The sequence below is a fragment of the Streptomyces sp. NPDC101225 genome, assembly GCF_044767585.1.
Classification (GTDB): domain Bacteria; phylum Actinomycetota; class Actinomycetes; order Streptomycetales; family Streptomycetaceae; genus Streptomyces.
The window spans coordinates 128,485-147,415 of sequence record NZ_JBIWOE010000008.1 but is presented as its reverse complement, the minus strand read 5'-3'; the positions used below and the strand labels follow the sequence as shown (position 1 = coordinate 147,415).

The 18,931-nt window shown below is 73.9% G+C and carries 20 protein-coding genes; 9 read left to right on the top strand and 11 right to left on the bottom strand.

Annotation, left to right across the window (positions count from 1 at the left end; genetic code table 11):
• The first annotated feature begins 326 nt into the window (after positions 1-326).
• A complete protein-coding gene (locus ACIRPX_RS14365; RefSeq protein ID WP_404193219.1) occupies positions 327-659 on the top strand; it encodes a hypothetical protein in 333 nt (110 codons plus the stop codon).
• A gap of 50 nt (positions 660-709) precedes the next feature.
• Here the strand turns inward: ACIRPX_RS14365 and ACIRPX_RS14360 are convergent, their stop codons facing one another.
• Positions 710-1,660, bottom strand: coding sequence for a helix-turn-helix transcriptional regulator (locus ACIRPX_RS14360; RefSeq protein WP_404193216.1), 951 nt, complete (start codon positions 1,658-1,660; stop codon positions 710-712).
• Positions 1,661-1,699: 39 nt separating this feature from the next.
• On the opposite strand from ACIRPX_RS14360, the gene ACIRPX_RS14355 reads away from it, so the two are divergent.
• A complete protein-coding gene (locus tag ACIRPX_RS14355; protein ID WP_404193213.1) occupies positions 1,700-2,179 on the top strand; it encodes a hypothetical protein in 480 nt (159 codons plus the stop codon).
• Positions 2,176-2,640 carry a hypothetical protein gene (locus tag ACIRPX_RS14350; RefSeq protein WP_404193210.1) on the top strand — a complete coding sequence of 155 codons (465 nt, stop codon included), beginning with the start codon at positions 2,176-2,178 and terminating at the stop codon, positions 2,638-2,640. The genes ACIRPX_RS14355 and ACIRPX_RS14350 overlap by 4 nt, the downstream gene beginning before the upstream one ends.
• Here the strand turns inward: ACIRPX_RS14350 and ACIRPX_RS14345 are convergent.
• Entirely contained in the window at positions 2,621-3,367 is a 747-nt protein-coding gene (locus ACIRPX_RS14345; RefSeq protein ID WP_404193207.1) for a class I SAM-dependent methyltransferase, read from the bottom strand. The genes ACIRPX_RS14350 and ACIRPX_RS14345 overlap by 20 nt on opposite strands.
• A 4-nt stretch (positions 3,368-3,371) precedes the next feature.
• A complete protein-coding gene (locus tag ACIRPX_RS14340) occupies positions 3,372-3,677 on the bottom strand; it encodes a 4a-hydroxytetrahydrobiopterin dehydratase (RefSeq protein ID WP_404193204.1) in 306 nt (101 codons plus the stop codon).
• A 191-nt stretch (positions 3,678-3,868) separates the two neighbouring features.
• Here ACIRPX_RS14340 and ACIRPX_RS14335 point away from each other — a divergent pair, with 191 nt between their 5' ends.
• The 4 genes from ACIRPX_RS14335 to ACIRPX_RS14320 all read left to right on the top strand — a co-directional run bounded on the left by ACIRPX_RS14335 (position 3,869) and on the right by ACIRPX_RS14320 (position 6,924).
• Entirely contained in the window at positions 3,869-4,699 is an 831-nt protein-coding gene (locus ACIRPX_RS14335; RefSeq protein WP_404193201.1) for a helix-turn-helix domain-containing protein, read from the top strand.
• 358 nt (positions 4,700-5,057) lie between these two features.
• Positions 5,058-5,921 (top strand): helix-turn-helix domain-containing protein, encoded by an 864-nt coding sequence (locus ACIRPX_RS14330; RefSeq protein WP_404193198.1) that lies wholly within the window; start codon positions 5,058-5,060, stop codon positions 5,919-5,921.
• Positions 5,922-6,079: 158 nt separating this feature from the next.
• A complete protein-coding gene (locus ACIRPX_RS14325) occupies positions 6,080-6,262 on the top strand; it encodes a hypothetical protein (RefSeq protein WP_404193196.1) in 183 nt (60 codons plus the stop codon).
• 155 nt (positions 6,263-6,417) lie between these two features.
• On the top strand, positions 6,418-6,924 hold the full coding sequence (locus tag ACIRPX_RS14320; protein WP_404193194.1) for a nitrate reductase molybdenum cofactor assembly chaperone: 507 nt from the start codon (positions 6,418-6,420) through the stop codon (positions 6,922-6,924).
• 60 nt (positions 6,925-6,984) lie between these two features.
• On the opposite strand, the gene dnaK is transcribed toward ACIRPX_RS14320, so the two are convergent.
• The 6 genes from dnaK to ACIRPX_RS14290 form a co-directional block, all read right to left on the bottom strand.
• Positions 6,985-8,853, bottom strand: coding sequence for a molecular chaperone DnaK (gene dnaK, locus ACIRPX_RS14315; RefSeq protein ID WP_404193191.1), 1,869 nt, complete (start codon positions 8,851-8,853; stop codon positions 6,985-6,987).
• A 109-nt stretch (positions 8,854-8,962) separates the two neighbouring features.
• The gene (locus ACIRPX_RS14310; RefSeq protein ID WP_404193188.1) at positions 8,963-9,388 is read right to left on the bottom strand and encodes an OsmC family protein; all 426 of its coding nucleotides are present in this window, start codon (positions 9,386-9,388) and stop codon (positions 8,963-8,965) included.
• Between the two features lie 64 nt (positions 9,389-9,452).
• Positions 9,453-11,249, bottom strand: coding sequence for a hypothetical protein (locus ACIRPX_RS14305; RefSeq protein WP_404193185.1), 1,797 nt, complete (start codon positions 11,247-11,249; stop codon positions 9,453-9,455).
• Complete coding sequence (locus tag ACIRPX_RS14300) at positions 11,246-12,325, bottom strand: ATP-binding protein (RefSeq protein ID WP_404193182.1); 1,080 nt, start codon at positions 12,323-12,325, stop codon at positions 11,246-11,248. The genes ACIRPX_RS14305 and ACIRPX_RS14300 overlap by 4 nt, the downstream gene beginning before the upstream one ends.
• 75 nt (positions 12,326-12,400) lie before the next feature.
• Complete coding sequence (locus ACIRPX_RS14295; protein WP_404193179.1) at positions 12,401-14,461, bottom strand: phage holin family protein; 2,061 nt, start codon at positions 14,459-14,461, stop codon at positions 12,401-12,403.
• Positions 14,462-14,559: 98 nt separating this feature from the next.
• On the bottom strand, positions 14,560-14,961 hold the full coding sequence (locus tag ACIRPX_RS14290) for a hypothetical protein (RefSeq protein WP_404193177.1): 402 nt from the start codon (positions 14,959-14,961) through the stop codon (positions 14,560-14,562).
• An 84-nt stretch (positions 14,962-15,045) separates the two neighbouring features.
• Between ACIRPX_RS14290 and ACIRPX_RS14285 the strand changes: the two genes are divergently transcribed.
• On the top strand, positions 15,046-15,819 hold the full coding sequence (locus ACIRPX_RS14285; protein WP_404193174.1) for an MBL fold metallo-hydrolase: 774 nt from the start codon (positions 15,046-15,048) through the stop codon (positions 15,817-15,819).
• Entirely contained in the window at positions 15,816-16,433 is a 618-nt protein-coding gene (locus ACIRPX_RS14280; protein WP_404193172.1) for a DedA family protein, read from the top strand. Before ACIRPX_RS14285 ends, ACIRPX_RS14280 begins: the two co-directional genes overlap by 4 nt.
• 70 nt (positions 16,434-16,503) lie before the next feature.
• On the opposite strand, the gene ACIRPX_RS14275 is transcribed toward ACIRPX_RS14280, so the two are convergent.
• Both ACIRPX_RS14275 and ACIRPX_RS14270 read right to left on the bottom strand, forming a co-directional pair.
• A complete protein-coding gene (locus ACIRPX_RS14275; RefSeq protein WP_404193169.1) occupies positions 16,504-17,625 on the bottom strand; it encodes an MBL fold metallo-hydrolase in 1,122 nt (373 codons plus the stop codon).
• Positions 17,622-18,869: an aminotransferase class I/II-fold pyridoxal phosphate-dependent enzyme gene (locus ACIRPX_RS14270; RefSeq protein WP_404193166.1), complete on the bottom strand. Its 1,248-nt coding sequence runs from the start codon at positions 18,867-18,869 to the stop codon at positions 17,622-17,624. Before ACIRPX_RS14270 ends, ACIRPX_RS14275 begins: the two co-directional genes overlap by 4 nt.
• Positions 18,870-18,931 lie beyond the last annotated feature (62 nt).

Here is an 18,931-nt window from a genome sequence, read left to right as displayed (position 1 = left end):
GGGCCCAGGTGGACATCGCCCGGGCCATTGGGCTCGTACGCGGAGCTTCTCGAACAGCCCCGTCGACGCTCCGCGTGCACGGTCCTGACACCTGACGTCGGGGCCCGCAGCCGGGCGGCCCCACCTGTACCGGGGCCGCCCGGCACTCGCGCCCTCAGCAGGACCCCTCAGCAGGACACGCCCACCCCACCGGATCGAGCGCCTGGAGCGGCCGGGCTCACCCGACCGGGCGGACGGTCACGGAGGGTCAGAGCCAAGTTGCGGAGCGTACAGGATCACGTGAGGCTGATCAAGGAAGTTTTCTCATAGCTGTCGAAAGGACAGACATGTCGCAGCGCATCAGCAGGGCGACCCGCGCCCGCGCCGCGGCGATCCTCGCCGCTCCCGTACTCACTCTCACCCTGATGGCACCGTCCGCCTCCGCGGCCTCCACGCCCACCACGCCCACCACGCCCACCACGGCCACCGCGGCCACGGCGCCCACCACGACCGTCACACCCGCCGTGTGCGACGGGCCGACCCATGTGTCCCTCCTGGGCCACGAGGTCTGCCTGTCGTCCTCCTCCTCGAACGACGGCTCCTCCTCGTCCGACCTGGTCGGCGGGCTCCTGGGGGCCGTGACCGGCCTCCTGGGCGGGCTGCTCGGCGGGCTGCTCTGAGCACCTGGTGAGGCGGCCGTCCGCAGCCCGCGGGCGGCCGCCTCCGCGTGTCACGGGGCGGCGGCCGGCGCCGAGTCGCCGTACCGCTCGGCCAGTTCGGCCACCGTGCCCGCCAGGCGGGCCCGCAGTTCGGGCGGTTCGAGGACCTCGACGGACGTGCCCATGCGCAGGAACTCGCCGTGGGCGCGCTCGACGGACTCGACCTGGACCCGGGCGAGCGTCCAGCCGCCCTCCTGCGCCCGGACGACGGCCGCGCGCGGCAGCGTCACGCCCGGCGCGAGCCGGACGAGCGCCTCCGCGCGGTACAGCCGCGCGGGGAAGCCGCGCTGGTACTCCGTCCACCAGGCGGCCAGGTCGAAGCCGTCCGGGCGCGTGAACTCCTCGTCCGTGGCGGTGAGCCGGAGGATCTGGTCGACCCGGAAGGTGCGCGGTCCCGGGCCCGCGACGACGTACCAGCGGCCCGCCTTCAGCACCAGTCCGTACGGCTCCAGCCGGCGCTCGACGTCGGTGGGCTCGGCCCAGCGGCGGTACCGGACGTCGAGCACGCGGCTGTGCCACACGGCGTGGGCGACCTCCGGCAGGAACGGCGCCTCCTCGGCGTCCGCGTACCAGCCGGGTGCGTCGAGGTGGAAGCGGCCGCCGACACGGTCCGCGTGGGCGCGCAGCTCCGGCGGCAGCGCGGCGCGCACCTTGAGCTGGGCGGCAGCCAGCACCGCGCCGAGGCCCAGTTCGGCGGCCGGACCGGGGGCTCCGGCCAGGAACAGGGCCTCGGCCTCGTCGGCGGTGAGGCCGGTCAGGCGGGTGCGGTACCCGTCGAGCAGCCGGTAGCCGCCGGCATGGCCCGCGTCCCCGTACAGCGGCACGCCGGCCGCGCCCAGCGCCTCCACGTCCCGGTAGACCGTGCGCACCGAGACCTCCAGCTCCTCGGCGAGCTGGGCGGCGGTCATCCGGCCCCGGGTCTGGAGGAGGAGCAGGATCGAGACGAGTCGACTGGACTTCACTGACACAGGATGTCAGTGAAGTCCGCCTAGCGTCCTCCCATGGCCTTCACGGAGAAACTCCTGACCGTGCCGCCCCCGATCCGGGTGGCAGGCAGGCACATCAAGCGCTACCACGTCACGGCCGACCCGGCGGGTATCGCGCCGGACGTCGAGAAGGCGGCGTACGCGATCCTTCCCGAACTGCTGCCGGAACCGGACGGGACCGCGCCGGTGACCTTCGTCGTCGTGCACCGGGGAGACGACGACGGCGCCTACGTCAACGCCTACAGCTGGGTCTGGGACAACGTCCTGCACTACGCGAACGCGGCCGCCGGCCAGCCGGTCGTCGGCTGTCCCGACCACGACCCCACCCACTTCGTCCGGCCCGAACTGCCCTGGATCGGCTGCGTCTTCGAGCTGCCGCCGCTGCAGCACGAACGGGACGCCTGGGTACGGCACATGCTGGTGCCCGACGTCCCGGACCTGGACGCCTACCTGGCCGACTCCCTGCCCGAGGGAACCACCGGGGAGCGCCGATGAGCGGCCCGCACGACTTCGACTTCCTGCACGGCGCGTGGCGGGTCGCCCACCGCCGCCGCACCGACTTCCTCGACCCGGACAGCGGCTGGCTGGAGTTCGCGTCCACGAGCCGGTGCACGCCGCTGTTCGACGGCGCCGCGAACATCGACGAGATCGACCTGCCCCGCCTGGGCGCGAAGGGGCTGACGCTGCGGCTGTTCGACGCGGAGCACGAGCAGTGGTCGCTGAACTGGTCCTCCAGCCGCACCGGCACCCTGTTCCCGCCGGTGACCGGCCGCTTCGACGGCGACCGCGGCGAGTTCTACGGCGACGACGTGCACGACGGGAGGGACGTGCGGGTGCGGTTCGTCCGGGCGGACGTCTCCCCCGCCGCCGCCCACTGGGAGCAGGCGTTCTCCACCGACGGCGGCGCGAACTGGGTGACCAACTGGACGATGGACTTCACGCGTCCGGCTTCCTGAAGGACCGCAGGCCGAAGACCGGGTCGGCGCGCGGCCGGTCCTGGTCCGGGAGCGCGGCGAGCCCGGCGGCGAAGCGCTCGGTGAGCGGATCGCCGGGCGGCAGCGTGGTGAACCAGCCGCGCCCGAGGTCCGCCGCGGTGCGCCGGGGGCTGCGGCCCTGGCCGTGGCCCCGGAAGCCGGCCCGTCCGGCGGGGAGCAGCCCGCACGCCGCCGCGCTCGCCTCGACCAGGGGCGCGGCGTCCCGGGCCGCCCGGCGCGGCCGCCCGGCGAGCACGGCGTCGATGTCGCTGCCCACGTCGTGCGCGGCGGCCTTGTCGACGGTGGTGACGTACACCCCGCCGGGCCGCAGCACCCGGGCGCACTCGGCGACGACGCGCCGCACGGCCCGGGCGTCGTCGAGCAGGTGCAGCAGCCAGACGCTGGTGACGGCGTCGAAGGCGTGGTCGGCGAAGGGCAGCCGGCGGCTGTCGGCGAGCACGACGGCGCCGGGCAGCCGTACGGCCGCCATCCGGGCCATCCCGTACGTCAGGTCGGCGCCCGTCACCCGCAGGCCGGGACGGGCCGAGGCGAGCCTGCGGGTGACGATGCCGGTGCCGCAGGCGAGGTCGAGGAGCCGGCCGGCGTCGCAGGGAACCAGGCCGAGGACGGCGGCCGCGGCCGCCGCCGCGCGGGGCTCGCCGCCCCGGCTGGCGTCGTAGGCGCCGGCCTCCTTGTCGTAGTCGAGCACGGCGTCAGTGGGCTCCGTGCGCGGGCGCGAGGGCCTCCACCTTCTGCGCCAGCTCGAAGTCCTTCCCGGTGAGGCTGCCGCCCGCGCTGTGCGTGTGCACGGACAGGACGACCGTGTCGTATCCGAGGGTGAGGTCGGAGTGGTGGTTCAGCTCCTCCTGCACCTGCGCGATGTGCACGACCAGCGCCGTCGCCCCGAAGTGCGAGCCGAGGCGGTAGCTGCGCGTGAGGCGGCCGTCGTCGACGGACCAGCCGGGCAGCTCCGCGAGCCGTTCCTCGATCTCCTTCTGCGACAGCGGTTCGACGGCCATGACCTCGCTCCTTCCCCGACGCCGGGTTCTTCTTCAGCCTGCCATACGCGAGTGACCACGGCCCTGGTCAGACGGGTGCCCGGGACGGACGGGCCGACACGTCCGGCGGGCGTCGCGGGGCCCGCCCCGCCGCCCGGCCGCCGGCGTATCCGGGCTCCGTGCGGCACATGTCCTCGACTACCGTCGTACGTATGACCGCTGCCACGACCGGACCCTCCTCCTCCGCAGTCTCCCCCGCCGGAAAGGGCGTAGGCCCGCTGCTGCGGGCGTGGCGGGAGCGGCGGCGGGTCAGCCAGCTGGAGCTGGCGCTGCGGGCCGACTCCTCGGCCCGGCACATCAGCTTCGTCGAGACGGGCCGCTCCCGGCCGAGCGAGGAGATGGTCCTGCGTCTCGCCGAGCACCTGGAGGTGCCCGTGCGCGAGCGCAACGCCCTGCTGCTGGCGGCCGGTTACGCCCCGCACTATCCGGAGACCCCGCTGGACTCCCCGGAGCTGGAGGCCCTGCGCGAGGGCATGGAGCGCCTCATCCAGGGCTACGAGCCCTACCCCGCGCTGGTCGTCGACGCGATGTACGACGTGGTCGCGGCCAACCGGGGCGTGGTGATGCTGATGGAGGGCGTCCCGGAGCACCTGCTGCAGCCGCCGCTGAACGTGATGCGGCTGACCCTGCACCCGGAGGGCCTGGCGCCGCGCATCCGCAACCTGCGCGAGTGGCGGGGCCATCTGCTCGCGCAGATGGAGCGGCAGATCGCGCTGCACCGCTCCGGGCCGCTGCGCGCGCTGTACGAGGAGGTCGCCGCGTATCCGGTGCCCGAGACGGCCGCGGACCGCGAACCGGCCGAGCCCGTCCCCTACTTCGCGCTGCCGATGCGGATCGAGCACGAGGGCCGGGTGCTGTCGTTCATCTCGTCGATCTCCACGTTCAACACCCCGATGGACGTGACCGTCGCCGAGCTGGCCATCGAGACGCTGCTCCCGGCCGACCCGGCGACGGTCAAGTACCTTCACTCGCTGATGTCCTGACGGGCTCTCAGTCCCAGGTGCTGCAGGACGGCGAAGCCGGCGACGGTCAGTGCCTGGAGCACGGTCCACACCGCGCCGGCCGTCGTCGGCGACAGCCACAGGGCCAGAGCGAGAAGACTCGGCGCGGTCCAGGCGAGGTTGGTCCCGCTCGACGCCGAGCAGGCGGCCGAGCGCCGCGACCCAGCTCACCGCACTCGCCCGCACCGGGCGCCCCCCGGGGCCATGGCGGTGCGCCCGGAGAGTGGTGATCGCGCGGACGGTGCGCGTGGCGAGCGAGTCGCCGCAGACCCCGTGAGAAGGTCACCGGAACATGACACACTGCTTCGCGCATACTGAGGCGCGTATGGGGAGGCGTGGCGTGAGTGAGCGGCGTCCCGCGCCCACCGTGGGCCAGGTTGTGCTCGGCAAGCGTCTGCAGGAGCTGCGCGAGGCGGCACAGCTCAAGCGCGAGGAGGCGGCGCGCGTCCTGCGGGTGGCCCCCGCGACCGTCCGGCGCATGGAGACGGCCGAGGTCGCGCTGAAGATCCCGTACGTACAGGTGCTGCTGGAGACGTACGGCGTTCCGGACGACGAGGCGGCCGCGTTCGTCGCTCTCGCCGAGGAGGCGAACCAACCGGGCTGGTGGCAGCGGTTCCACGACGTGCTGCCGGACTGGTTCAGCCTGTATGTGAGTCTGGAGGGCGCCGCGACCCTGATCCGCTCCTACGAGCCGCACTTCGTGCCCGGGCTGCTGCAGACCGAGGACTACGCGCGCGCGGTGCTGGAGGCGGGCACCATAGGGCAGACCGGGCCGGACACGATCGAGCGCCATGTGTCCCTGCGGATGACCCGGCAGCGGCTGCTGGAGAGACCGGATCCGCCGCACCTGTGGGTGATCATGGACGAAACGGTCCTGCGGCGCCCGGTGAGCATCCGCGGCGAGGTGATGCGCACGCAGCTCGACAAGCTGCTGGAGTTCGCCGAGCGGGACCGGGTGACCCTTCAGCTGGCGGAGTTCAAGGACGGCCCGCACCCGGGGACGTACGCGCCCTTCACGCTGTTCCGCTTCGGCGAGCCCGAACTGCCCGACATGGTCTTCACCGAGTACCTGACCGGAGCCCTGTACCTCGACTCGCGCACGGAGGTCTCCGCGCATCTGGAGGTCCTCGACCACATGACGGCGCGGGCCGCGTCGGCCCAGCGCACCCGGAAGATCCTGCGGGAGTACCGCGAGGACTTCTGATCACGCAGGGCGCCTCAGGGCGGTGTGGTCCAGGGCGGGGTGGACGGCCGGTGGCGATCTGCGGTGCGGCGTCGGATCCGGGCACGTGGTGCCGTCTCCTCGAAAGGCGGGGGACGGACCGTTCCCCCGAGCCCGCTCCGCGCCGGATCGCGCAGGGCGTGGCCCCGGAGCCGCGGGTGCACGCGGACGTGCGGGACCTGTCGCAGGTCACCCCCGACCTCGGTCCGGAGGCCGTCGCGCAGGCGGCGGGCGCCTTCGAGGCCGGCGGCACCCCCTTCTGCGTCGCGTCCCAGGCGGAGCACGTCGTGCCCGTGCACGCGGGGGTCGCCCGCACACCCTGACACCCCCGTGCGGGCACCCGTACGGGTGCCGTGAACAGGTGCGTTCGCGCGCCCGCCCCTAGCGTCGAGGCACGGGGCGAGCAAGGGAGCGCACGTGACCGGCACGCGGACACCGCCCACCGGGCCGCGAGCGGCACCGACGTGAAGGAGGCCCGATGCCCTCGGACACCGTGCTGTACCAGGCCGCCGCGCTCTGTCTCACCTACCCCGACGAGGACTTCCGCGCCCGGCTGCCGCTGCTGCGTGAAGCCGCCCCGCAGCTGCGGGAGTTCGTGGACCACGCGGCGGTGACCCCGGCCGCGGAGCTGGCCGCGCACTACGTACGGGTCTTCGGTCCGACGGACCGGCCCAGCCTCCATCTGAGCCGGTGGGGGGAGGGCGGGGCCGGGCGGTACGGCATGCCGCCGGTGCGCCTCGCGGACCTCTACCGGGCCGCGGGGCTGGAGTTCACCGGCGAGGAGCAGCCGGACTTCCTGCCCGCGGTCCTGGAGTACACGGCCCGCACCGGCGACACGGAGATCCTCACGGAGTACCGCGACGCCCTGGATCAGCTCCGTGCCCGGCTCACCGGCCTCGGCACGCCGTACGCGGCCGTCCTGGACGCCGTGTGCGCCGCGCTGCCGGCCGCCGGCGTCCGAGCGCGCCACGACGGCACGGCGTGAGGCGACGGCACGGCGTGAGGCGACGGCACGGCGTGAGGCGTGGCGGCCGACGCCGCCGCTTCAGGCCGCTCCGCCCTTCTCGTCCCTCTCGTCGTCGACGATCTCCGCGTCCACCACGCCCTCTTCGTCGGACGTGCTCCGCTCGTGCGCCGCCTCCGGTTCGCCGGTCGGGCCGCCGTCGGCCGAGGCGTACATGGCCTGGCCCATCTTCTGGCTGACGGAGGCCAGTTTCTCCACGCCGGCGCGCAGCTCGTTCGTCTCCGCGTTCCGTTCCAGCAGGTCCTTGAGCTCGGTCGCCGCGGCCTCGACCTCGGACCTGGTCTCGGCCGGGATCCGCTCCTCGTTGTCCCGCATGAACTTCTCGGTCTGGTAGACGAGCTGCTCCGCCTGGTTGCGGGTCTCGGCGGCCTCCCGGCGTGCCCGGTCCTCCTCGGCGTACTGCTCCGCCTCCCGCATCATGCGGTCGATGTCGTCCTTGGGCAGGGCCGAGCCGCCGGTCACCGTCATCTTCTGCTCGCGGCCGGTCGCCAGGTCCTTCGCCGAGACGTGCATGATGCCGTTCGCGTCGATGTCGAAGGCCACCTCGATCTGCGGTACGCCGCGCGGTGCGGGCGGCAGTCCCGTCAGGTCGAAGACGCCCAGCTTCTTGTTGTACGCGGCGATCTCCCGCTCGCCCTGGTAGACCTGGATGCCCACCGAGGGCTGGTTGTCCGCCGCCGTGGTGAAGATCTCCGAACGCCGGGTCGGGATGGTGGTGTTGCGCTCGATCAGCTTCGTCATGATGCCGCCCTTGGTCTCGATGCCCAGGGACAGCGGGGTGACGTCGAGCAGCAGGACGTCCTTCACGTCGCCGCGGATCACACCGGCCTGCAGCGCGGCGCCGACGGCCACGACCTCGTCGGGGTTGACGCCCTTGTGCGGGTCCTTGCCGGTGAGCTCCTTGACCAGCTCGGTGACGGCCGGCATCCGGGTGGAGCCGCCCACGAGGATGACGTGGTCGACCACGGACAGCTTGATGCCGGCGTCCTTGACCGCCTGGTGGAAGGGGGTCTTGCAGCGGTCGAGGAGATCGGCGGTGAGCTCCTGGAACTGGGCGCGGGTCATCTTCTCGTCGAGGTGCAGCGGACCCTCGGCGGAGGCGGTGATGTAGGGCAGGTTGATCGTCGTCTCGGAGGAGCTGGAGAGCTCGATCTTGGCCTTCTCGGCACCCTCCCGCAGCCGCTGGAGGGCCATCTTGTCCTTGCCCAGGTCGATGCCGTACTGCCCCTGGAACTTCTTCACCAGGTGCTCGACGATCCGCTGGTCCCAGTCGTCGCCGCCGAGGTGGGTGTCGCCGTTGGTGGCCTTGACCTCGATGACGCCGTCGCCGATCTCCAGCAGGGACACGTCGAAGGTGCCGCCGCCGAGGTCGAAGACGAGCACGGTCTGCTCCTCGCCCCGGTCCAGGCCGTAGGCGAGGGCGGCGGCCGTCGGCTCGTTGATGATCCGCAGGACCTTCAGGCCCGCGATCTCCCCGGCCTCCTTGGTCGCCTGCCGCTGGGAGTCGTCGAAGTACGCCGGTACGGTGATCACCGCGTCCGTGACGTCCTCGCCGAGGTAGGACTCGGCGTCCCGCTTGAGCTTCTGGAGCACGCGCGCGGACAGTTCCTGCGCGCGGTAGCGCGTGCCGTCGACGGACCCCTGCTCGGGGAAGCGCCAGTGCGCGTCGCCCATGTACCGCTTCACGGAGCGCGCGGTCCGCTCCACGTTCGTCACGGCCTGCCGCTTGGCGACCTCTCCGACCAGCACCTCGCCGTTCTTGGCGAAGGCCACGACCGACGGTGTGGTCCTGGCTCCCTCCGCGTTGGCGACGACCGTGGGTTCGCCGCCCTCCAGGACGGCCACCACCGAGTTCGTGGTCCCGAGATCGATCCCGACCGCACGTGCCATGTCCGTCCCCTTCCGCCAGGGCACTCGTCACACACCAGCACAAAACTTGAGTGCAGGAATGTCAATGCCGCGCCCGTTTTCCGGGCGCGGCATCGCAGGCGGGGCGGGGTCAGGCGAGCTTCGCCGACAGGGTGATGGTCGTTCCGGTCAGGGCCTGGCTGACCGGACAGTTCTTCTTCGCGTCCTCGGCCGCCGCGACGAAGCCGTCGTGGTCGAGGCCCGGCACCGAGCCCTCGACCGTGAGGTGGATGCCGGTGATGCCTTCGCCGGGCTGGAACGTGACGTCGGCGTTGGTGATCAGCTTGGTGGGCGGGGTGCCCGCGCCGGCGAGGGCGTGCGACAGCGCCATGGAGAAGCAGCTGGAATGGGCGGCGGCGATCAGCTCCTCGGGGCTGGTCCTCCCGTTCGCGTCCTGCGCCCGCGACGCCCACGTCACCGGCTGCTGGCCGATGCCGGAGGAGTCGAAGGTGACGACACCGTTGCCCTCGAGCAGGTTGCCTTCCCACACGGTGTGTGCGGTGCGCGTGGTAGCCACGATGATTCCTTTCGACGCGGTCCCTTGGACGGGATTCGTGTGCACCATCCGATCACATTCCCTCTCAGCACACCCGGAAGACCGGCCCACGCGCGGTGAACGGCAGCCGGGCGCCCTGCGGGATCAGATAAGCGTGCTCGCGCCGCAGCCGCAGCACGTCGCACCAGCCGTCCGTGATCACCAGGACCGGTGCGCCCGGCGGGAAGTCGTCCGCACGGTGCAGCAGGTCGATGCCGGGCTGCAGGACCGTGCCGCCCCGGCCGTGCACCCGCACCCGGCCGGCGATCTCGGTGACCGGGACGTAGCCCGCGTCGTGCGGGGCCGCGTCGCAGAAGACGACGCGGGCGGCCGGGACGTCACGCGCCTCGGCGTAGGAGGCGATGGCGCCGAGCGCCTTGCCGAGCAGGGTGCGGTCCATGGAGCCGGAGGTGTCCAGGACCACGCCGAAGGTGCAGCGGGCGATCTCCTCGGGCGGGAAGTAGCGGCCCGCGCGCGGGATGTCCGGGGTGGCGGACTGGCGGCGCGAGGGGCGGGCGTAGGACCGGACGGGCTGCGGGCTCGGCACGAACTCGTCGAACCAGCGGGCCAGTTGCGCGTCCCAGGGCAGTGGCGGGTGGCTGAGCGCGCGGATCTCCTCCACCAGGCCGCCGGGCAGCAGGCCGCGCTCCTGCCGCTGGTGCAGGTCAAGGCCCTGGCTGAGGCCGCGGCGGTAGAAGGCGTCGAGGTCGGTGTGGCCGCGCGGGCTGCCGAGCGGTGCGCCCAGGACGTCGCCCAGGCCCTTGCCGCGCAGGGTGGCCAGGCGGCGCATCCGGCGCAGGTCGCCGGCGATGCGGTCGTAGACCTCCTCGGCGGACAGGCCGGTGAGCTCCGGGTCGTGCAGCAGCCCTTCGGGCATCGTGCCGACCTGCATCTCGCACAGCCAGCCGTTGATCACGTAGTCGCAGGCGACGTTGAACAGGTACGGGTCGCGGGTGCCGCAGCGGTCGCCGTGGCGCAGGGCGGCGTGCAGCATCTCGTGGGCGAGGATGAACCGCCACTCCTCGTCGTCGTGGTGGCGCTGCGGGTTGACGTAGATCTCGCCCGCCTCGGGGTTGACGGCGGCCACGGAGATGCCGTGCGCGCGGGCGAGTTCGGCGTCGGCGACCAGCGTGATGCCGGCCGCGATGCCGCCGAGCAGCGGGTAGGAGGAGATGAACCAGCTCAGCGCCTTCTGCCAGGGCCGCCGCGGTACGAGCGCGCCGTCGAGGGTGTCCCGGCGGCCGCCCGCCAGATCCATCGCCGCCGACATCGTCCGGGTCAGCGCGGCGGCGAACGCGAGCTGGTGGTCCGGGGGTTGGGCCCAGCCCACCCACCGCATGAGCAGCTGGTCGGGTTCCGCGCCCGCCGTGCCGCAGCGCTCGTAGACGGCCGGGAGCCCGTGCCGCCGCCAGCGCGCGGCGAGCCGCTCCTCGTCCCCGTCGGGATAGGAGGCGGGCAGGTCCTCGGGGGTGGTGCCGACGCTGAAGGTCAGCAGGAAGCGGTCGACGACGACGCAGCGGGCGGCGAGGTCGAAGCGGTCCGGCTGGGTGCGCTCGCCCTTCGCCGCCGGGACGTGCCCGAAGCCGAGGTGGAGGATCGCGTGTGCGAGCACCCAGGCCCAGGTGGCGGGGTCGGCGAGCCGGTGCGGGTGCACGTGCAGGTCGCCGTCGGAGTCGACGGCGACCAGGCCCTCGCGGGGCGCGAACCTGCACTCCTCCTGCCGGCAGACGCCGAACTCCACGGCCGCGAGGGCCGGGTTGGCCTTGACCAGCCGCAGGCCCTCGGCGAACGCCTCGGCCGCCGGGTCCCGCTTCGTCCGCCCCTTGCCGCGGCCGCGGCTCACCGGCGCGCCTCCACCAGCCGCGGCATGTCCCGGGCGGCCTCGATGAGGAACCACGAGGGCAGCACGGGGTTGCCGTCGGCGTCGGAGGCGATGACGGTCTGCGCGACCTCCACGGAGATCTCGGCGAGCTGCACCAGCAGCGACTTGGCGCGGTACGCGGTCTGCCGGCCGTTCGCCGACATGTGCTCCTTGCGGGCCGGGAGTTCCTTGATCAGCCGGGCGCGGAAGGACTCGGCGAGGTAGTAGAGCAGGTCGCGGTCCTCCGGCCGGCTCGGCCAGCGGGCGTCGCCCCTGATGACGGCCTCGATGCCGAACCGGCTGCGCACGATCTTGACGTAGCCGCAGAACGCGGTGGCGTGCCGCGGCGTGAGCGTGCCGTGCGCGAGGATCTTCAGCGTCTCCTCGTCGAGGTCGCGGCCGAAGGAGTGCAGCGCGTCGGAGAGCATGTGCCAGGAGCGGGGCGTGGAGAAGGGCTCCTCGGTCTTCGGCGGCCTGGACCACAGGTGGTCGGGCCGGTCGGTGAGGTGGTCCACGACCCACGGGTGGATGCCGTTCTCCCCGGCCCAGACCAGCCAGTCCTTCGCGGACGCCTCCAGATGGACGTGGGTGAGGCGGTTGACCAGGGCGGAGGCGATGGGGCGCGCGAGCGCGTTGTCGGTCGAGCGGTTGCCGGCGCCGATGACGATCGAGCCCTTCGGCAGTTCGTAGCTGCCGATACGGCGGTCCAGGATCAGCGAGTAGAACGCCTTCTGCACGTCCGGCGTCGCGGCGTTCAGCTCGTCCAGGAACAGGCAGTACGGCTCGTCGCGGGCGATGGCCTCCGGCGGGCAGAACACGGACCGGCCCGCGCGGATCTGCGGGACGCCGATCAGGTCCTCGGGCGCGAGCTGGGTACCGAGCAGGCTCACGCACTCCAGGCCCAGCGACTGGGCGAAGTCCCGTACGAGGGAGGACTTTCCGATGCCGGGGGCACCCCAGACGAAGACCGGCCGCACGGTCGCGAGACCGAGCAGCAGCTCCGGTACACGGGCGGGCGGGCGTGACGGTGACGGCTGCCTGCACGCAGCGGCTCCCAAAGGGTCGAGAAGGGCGCGCAGGGGCGCTCGGATACCGACAGTGTGGGCGTACGGATCGGCGGGCGCAGCCGATTTTCAGGCGGCCCGCTCCTCCGGCTTTGTGTCGAGCGGCACCTGGGGGCCGTTGGACTCGTGCAGCCAGCGGCGCAGGACGCGGTGCACCTGCTCGGCGCCCACCAGGTCGGCACCGGCCTCGACCGGTTCGGAGAAGGCGAGCGGGGAGAGCAGGAACGGCCGCGCCTGCGCACCGCCGAGCCCGCCGTGCGAGCCGATCTGCTCCTCGAAGGCCAGCACCTCGCCGTCGGCCGGGTCGTGGGAGGAGTTGACCATGATGTCGGCGGTGTGCGGGAAGGAGTGGGTGCGCCGCACGGCGTCGGCGGCGCCGGGACCGAACACCTCCAGGGGGCCCGGCTTGTCGTCGAGCATGTCGAGCGGGATCTCCGCACCGTACGCGCCCAGCACGACCCCGCCGTGCTCCTCGCTGCGCACCAGCAGGAAGCCGATGCCCGGGTGGTTGGCGAGCGTGGTCAGCAGGGCCGGGTGGCGGGCGTCGATCTCCTCCTTGCTCATCCGGTGCGGCACGTCCGGGAAGGAGACCAGGCCGAGGTTGCCGGAGGCCAGGACCAGCGGCTCCGAGCGGCGGCGGGCGGGGTGCTGCTGCTCGCCGCCCGCCTCGACGGGGCGGCGCAGCGCGGCCCGTACGGCGGCGCGGGCCTCGGCGCCGCTGTGGGTGCGCCGTGCCCTGCGCGGCACGGGCAGCCCGCAGCCGGCCCGCACCAGGTCGCCGAGGCCGAGGCCGTAGCGGGCGCGGAAGGTCTCGCCGGGGCTCTGCCCGTGGTCGGACAGGACGACGATCCGGTACGGCCGCGGGGCGTGCTCGGCGACCTGCGCGATCAGTGCCAGCGCGCGGTCGAGGCGTGCGAGGACCTGCTCGGCGTCCCGGCTCACCGGCCCGGAGTGGTGCGCCACCTCGTCGTAGGCGACCAGGTCGGCGTAGACGGCGGTGCGCCCGGCGAGCATGTCGCCCATCACCGCGGCGACCACGACGTCCCGTTCGACGACCGTCGCGAAGGCGCGGACGAGGGGGTAGAGGCCGCCACGGGCGACGCGCGGGCGCTGCCCGCGGGCGACGGCCCGCGTCGACTGGCCGATCTCGCGGCCGACCTCGGCGACGAAGGACATGGCGGTGCGCACGGCGTTGGCCGGGTCGGAGAAGTAGGCGAAGTAGCCCGCGCGGGAGCGGTTCTCCCGGCCGCGGCGGCGGGTGGCGATGGACAGCACCAGGGCCTGCTCGTCGGCACCGCCGCTGAAGAGGTTGCCGCGGCTCGCGCCGTCGGCGCCGAGCAGCCCGCCGTCCCCGGTGCGCTCGACGGCCCGGCGCTGGAGCTCGGCGGCGCTGGTCGGCCGGTTGCAGACCATCACCTCGCGGGTGTCCTTCTCGTACCAGCGGAAGGCGGGGACGTCGTGGTTGCTGCCGTGCAGGATGCCGAGCTGGCTGGCACCGGTCTGGCTGGACCAGTCGGTGCGCCAGGCGGTGAGCCGGTGGGTGCCCCGCAGCCAGCGCGCGACCGTGGGCATCACGCCCTTCCCGGCCGCGGCGACGAGCACGTCGTGGCCGACCCCGTCGAGTTGCAGGAAGACCGTGCCCGGGGCGGACGGGCCCGCCGGCCCGCGTCTGCGGCGCCGGTCGGCGAGGCGGTAGAGACGGCGCCGGTAGGCGTCGTCGTCGCGGACCGCCAGGGCGGCGCCGGTCGCGGAGGCCACGGCGGACATGACCGCGGCCACCACCACGGCGGTCTCGGGGGCCGCCTCGGCGCTGCTGGCGGGGTTGAGCCGCAGCGCGACCAGCAGCAGGGAGCCGTTCAGCACGAAGACCAGCAGCCCGAGCACGAGCGCGGGCACGAGCAGCAGCAGCCGGACCAGCAGCGGCCAGACCAGGGCCGACAGCACACCGAAGGCGCCGGCACCGAACGCGGCGGTGACGGCGATGTGGGTGGCGCTCTCGCCGTCGGGGGACTGGAGGCGGAAGTCCGGCAGAATGCCGGCGAGCACGAGCATGGTGAGGGTGGAGACCGCCCACACCGTGACGCTCCGCCCCAGCTGACTGGCGATCCGCCGCCACCGCCCGCCACGCACGCCCCGACCACCTCACGTCCCGGCCCGTCGTCGGTGCGGGCCTGCCCTCAGACTGTCATACGGGCCGGGCGACCCGTTTCCGCCTCGGCGGGGGCGGCTCAGCGCCCGTCGTACCCGGCGGTCGGCATCGACAGGCGGCGGTGCACCCGTGCCTTCATCTGTGCGTCGTAGCAGGGTTCCGCGGAGCCCACCGTCTCGACCCGCACCCCGCGCCGCGCGCACTCCGCGGCGAACTCCTCCACGGACGACAGGGCGCTCTCCAGCACCCGGCGGCTGGGCGCCACGAACAGGTCGACGCCCGGCCGGACGCCGTCCCACAGCACGCAGTGGTCCGCCCGCAGTCCCCGCACCAGGAGCTCCCGGCAGACGATGTAGCCCCGCTCGGCGGCCCAGCGCGCGCACATCGCGTGCTGGCTGCGGGAGTCCACCAGGAAGGGATCGGCGTCCAGTTCCTCGAGCGGCGTCAGACTCGCGATCGCCGTGACACGCACCGGTCCCATGGCGTCCCCCTCACCTCTGGGTTTCGGCGCCGACCCTACTCCTGCCCGTAGGCTTCGGGGGAGTCGCGCGAAGGAGGCAAAGAGGTGCCGGTGGAGATCACCTGGTGGGGTCACGCGACCTGCACGGTCACCGACTCGGACGTGCGCCTGCTCACCGACCCTCTGTTCACCCGCCGCCTCGCCCACCTCCGGCGGCGGCGCGGGGCGCTGCCGCCGCCCGGCGCCTGGCGCGCCGACGCGGCCCTGGTCTCCCATCTGCACGCCGATCACCTGCACGTTCCGTCCCTGGAGCGGCTCGCCGAGGGCACGCGCCTGCTGGTGCCCCGGGGCGCACCCCGGGCGGTTCCGGCGCTGCGCCGGCTCACTCATCTCAGAGTGAGCGAAGTGGTGCCCGGGGACCGGGTGACGGTCGGTGAGGTCGTGGTACGGGTCGTCCCCGCGCGGCACGACGGACGGCGGCTGCCGCTCGGACCGCACCGCTCCCCCGCGCTCGGCTACGTCGTCGAGGGCGAGGCGCGCACCTATTTCGCCGGCGACACCGGGCTGTTCGACGCGATGGCGCGGGAGGTCGGGCCGGTCGACGTGGCGCTGCTGCCGGTGGGCGGCTGGGGCCCCTTCCTCGGCGAGGAGCACCTGGACGCGGGGCGGGCGGCCCGGGCGCTGGCCCGGCTCGCGCCGCGCAGCGCGGTCCCGGTGCACTACGGCACCTACTGGCCGGTCGGGATGGACGCGGTACGCCCGCACGAATTCCACTCCCCCGGTGACGAGTTCGTGCGCCTGGCGGCCGACCACGCCCCGGACGTCGCGGTGCACCGGCTCGGGCACGGGGAGAGCGTACGGCTGGAGGCGGCGCGGTGACGTGGCTCTCCGCGCCGGCGGCCGTGCCGCCGGAGTCCACCCAGCAGGCGATCGGCTACCCGTCGCTGTTCCTGCTGGTGCTGTTCGGGGCGCTGGTGCCGGTGATTCCTACGGGGGCGCTGGTGAGTTCGGCGGCCGTGGTGGCCTTCCACCAGACGGCGCCGTTCTCCCTGGCGCTGGTGTTCGTCACGGCGTCGCTGGCCGCGTTCTTCGGGGACGCGGCGCTGTACTGGCTCGGCCGGCGCGGGATGGATTCGAAGAACGGGTCGCGGTGGCTGGCGGCGATCCGGGCGCGGGCGCCGGAGGACCGCCTGGAGCGGGCGCAGGGGAAGCTGGCGGAGCACGGGGTCGCCGTGCTCGTGCTGTCCCGGCTGGTGCCCGCCGGGCGGATTCCGGTGATGCTGGCCTGTCTGCTGGCGAGGTGGCCCGTGCGGCGGTTCGCCCGGGGGAACCTGCCGGCGTGTGTCGCCTGGGCCGTGACGTATCAGGTGATCGGGATCCTGGGGGGTTCACTGTTTCCCGAGCCCTGGGAGGGCGTGGTGGCGGCGGTCGCGCTGACCGTGGTGATCGGCCTGACGCCCGGCGTGTGGAGGCGGGTTCGGTCCGCGCAGTGAGGTCGGGTCGCCGGGGGCGGGTCGGTGGGGGGCGGATCGGTGGGGGGCGGGTCGCGCCGTTCGCGTGCCCCTAGGGCTGGTGCAGGACACGGGACGCCCCGATGGGGAGGTCCCAGAGGTCCTCGCGGCGCAGGCCCGCCGTCTCCCACGCCTCGCGGACCCGGATGAGGGGTTCCAGGACCGGTTCCGCCGACAGGACGAAGGTGGCCCAGTGCATCGGGGCCATTCTTCGCGCGCCGACGTCCTGGGCCGCCCGGACCGCCTCCTCCGGGTCGCAGTGGACGTCGCTGAGCCACCAGCGGGGGTCGTAGGCACCGATCGGGAGGAGGGCCAGGTCGATGCCCGGGTAGCGGCGGCCGATCCGGGAGAACCAGTGGCCGTAGCCCGTGTCGCCGGCGAAGTACACGCGCTGCCCGTCGGGGGCGGTGAGGACCCAGCCGCCCCACAGGGAGTGGCAGGTGTCGGTGAGGGTGCGCTTGGACCAGTGGTGGGCGGGGACGAAGTCGATGCGGACTCCCACCCGTCGCCCGCCACCACCCTCGCCCGAGGCGCCTGCGGCGCCGTCCCTCGGGTGCAGTTCGGACGCCTCCCACCAGTCCAGCTCGGTGACCGTGGTGAAGCGCCGGCGGCGGAACCAGGCGCCGAGTCCGGCGGGTACGAACACCGGGGTGTCGCGCGGCAGACGGCGCAGCGTGGGGGCGTCCAGGTGGTCGTAGTGGTTGTGGCTGATGACGACCGCGTCCACGCGCGGGAGGCTGTTCCATTCGATGCCCACCGGGGTGACGCGCGCGGGGGTGCCGAGGATGCGGCGCGACCAGACCGGGTCGGTGAGGACGGTCAGACCGCCGATCTGCACGACCCAACTGGCGTGTCCCGCCCAGGAGACGGCGACGGTGCGGGAGTCGACGCGGGGCACCGGCCCGGGTTCGCGGGGGAGCCGGGAGATGTCCGCGAGGCCCTCCGGGCCCGGGCGGATGGAGCCCTCGCGGGCGAAGCGGGCCATGGCCTTGAGACCGGGCAGCGGAGCGGTCAGGCGGTCGTGGAAGGTGCGCGGCCAGACCCGGCGCTCGCCCGGCGGGCGCGGTTCGGCCAGCGGCGGGAACGGGGCCGCGGACGTCCGCGTGGACGCGGGGCCTTCGGCCTCCCGGGTGGTCGTGCTCGTGCTGGTGGTCGACTCGGACTGCTGCGTCATCGAGGAGGCTCCCGTCGCTGAGCGTCGTCGCGAAGGTCGTCGAAGACCGACTTCACCTGGTTCAACGCGCGTTGCACATGTGGCAGTTCCAACGGCGCGGGAGAGGTGAGGCATTCCGCGCGTTCCTCGTCCGTACGCCCCAGGAGCGGGCCCGTGGACAGCCGTACGCGCAGGGCGCCGAGTTCGTCGCCGAAGCGGTGGCCGCCGGGGGCGGGCATGCCGAGCCGGGCGGTCAGGAAGTCCTCCAGTTCCTGCGCGTCGCCGACGCCGTGCGCGGTGAGCGCGGAGCGCAGCGGGCCGAGGTCGGCGTAGAGGTGGCGGCCGGCCTGCGGAGGCCGGGACAGGGCGCCCGCGGCGACGATCTCCCGGTGCACGGCGGCGGCCACCCGCGCGTGCAGGCGTACGGCGGCGGTCAGCCGCGCCGTGAGCGGCCGCGGCTCGTCCAGCGCGTGGACGGCGGCGGCGGCCACCGGCCCCGCGATCCCGGCGCCGAGCGCGGTCAGCACGTCGAGCACGCGCGCGTGCAGGTCGCGGCCGGGCCCGTCCGCCGGGAACCGGGCGATCGCGGCCGGCCAGCCCTGCGGCAGCAGCGCGCCCGCCAGGTCGGAGACGACGGTGACCCGGTCGGGCAGCATCTCCGCGGGGCTGACCAGCACGGTGTCGTGCGGGGCGTGCACGGTGTCGCGCCAGGTCTCGTCGCTGACCAGGTGCAGGCCCTCGCCGGCGGCGGCCTCCACGCACTCGTGCAGCACGTCGGGCGGGGCGACGGTGGCGGTGGGGTCGTCGGCGACCGACAGCACGAGCAGCCGCGGGTCGCCGCCCTCGGCACGCACCCGGCGCACGGTCTCCAGGAGCGCGAACGGGTCCGGGACGCCGCCGCTCTCGGCCGGCGTCGCGACATGGAAGGCGGGTCTTCCCAGCAGGCGTGCGTACGGCCCCCACCAGGCCGCGCACGGCCTGGGCACCAGGACGTCGCCGCCGAGCGCGGCGGTCAGCGCGAGCAGCAGGGCGGGCGCGCCGGGGGCCGCGGCCACCAGGGCGGGCTCGGCGGCCAGGCCCCGCCTGCCCCAGTAGCCGCAGGCGGCCTGGATCAGTTCGGGTCCGCCGCCGATGGGCTCGCCGCCGGTCCGGGTCGCGGCGGCGGTCAGCGCGGCCGCGAGTCCGGGCGGCACGGGCAGCCCGTCCTCGGGAAGCGGGGGCCCGTAACGGACGGGGCCGCGGCCTTCCGGGTCCGTCCGCCGCATGCGTACCTCCGCGCAGTCGTGGCCCTCGGACCCCGGGTACCCGGGGTGCCGCGGTGCCATGG

Bases quoted from the DNA above. Each gene is read 5' to 3' on its own strand.
- ACIRPX_RS14275 (WP_404193169.1), bottom strand. From the start codon at position 17,625: ATGACGCAGCAGTCCGAGTCGACCACCAGCACGAGCACGACCACCCGG.
- ACIRPX_RS14290 (WP_404193177.1), bottom strand. From the start codon at position 14,961: ATGGGACCGGTGCGTGTCACGGCGATCGCGAGTCTGACGCCGCTCGAG.
- ACIRPX_RS14365 (WP_404193219.1), top strand. From the start codon at position 327: ATGTCGCAGCGCATCAGCAGGGCGACCCGCGCCCGCGCCGCGGCGATC.
- ACIRPX_RS14350 (WP_404193210.1), top strand. From the start codon at position 2,176: ATGAGCGGCCCGCACGACTTCGACTTCCTGCACGGCGCGTGGCGGGTC.
- dnaK (WP_404193191.1), bottom strand. From the start codon at position 8,853: ATGGCACGTGCGGTCGGGATCGATCTCGGGACCACGAACTCGGTGGTG.
- ACIRPX_RS14320 (WP_404193194.1), top strand. From the start codon at position 6,418: ATGCCCTCGGACACCGTGCTGTACCAGGCCGCCGCGCTCTGTCTCACC.
- ACIRPX_RS14340 (WP_404193204.1), bottom strand. From the start codon at position 3,677: ATGGCCGTCGAACCGCTGTCGCAGAAGGAGATCGAGGAACGGCTCGCG.
- ACIRPX_RS14335 (WP_404193201.1), top strand. From the start codon at position 3,869: ATGACCGCTGCCACGACCGGACCCTCCTCCTCCGCAGTCTCCCCCGCC.
- ACIRPX_RS14270 (WP_404193166.1), bottom strand. From the start codon at position 18,869: ATGCGGCGGACGGACCCGGAAGGCCGCGGCCCCGTCCGTTACGGGCCC.
- ACIRPX_RS14355 (WP_404193213.1), top strand. From the start codon at position 1,700: ATGGCCTTCACGGAGAAACTCCTGACCGTGCCGCCCCCGATCCGGGTG.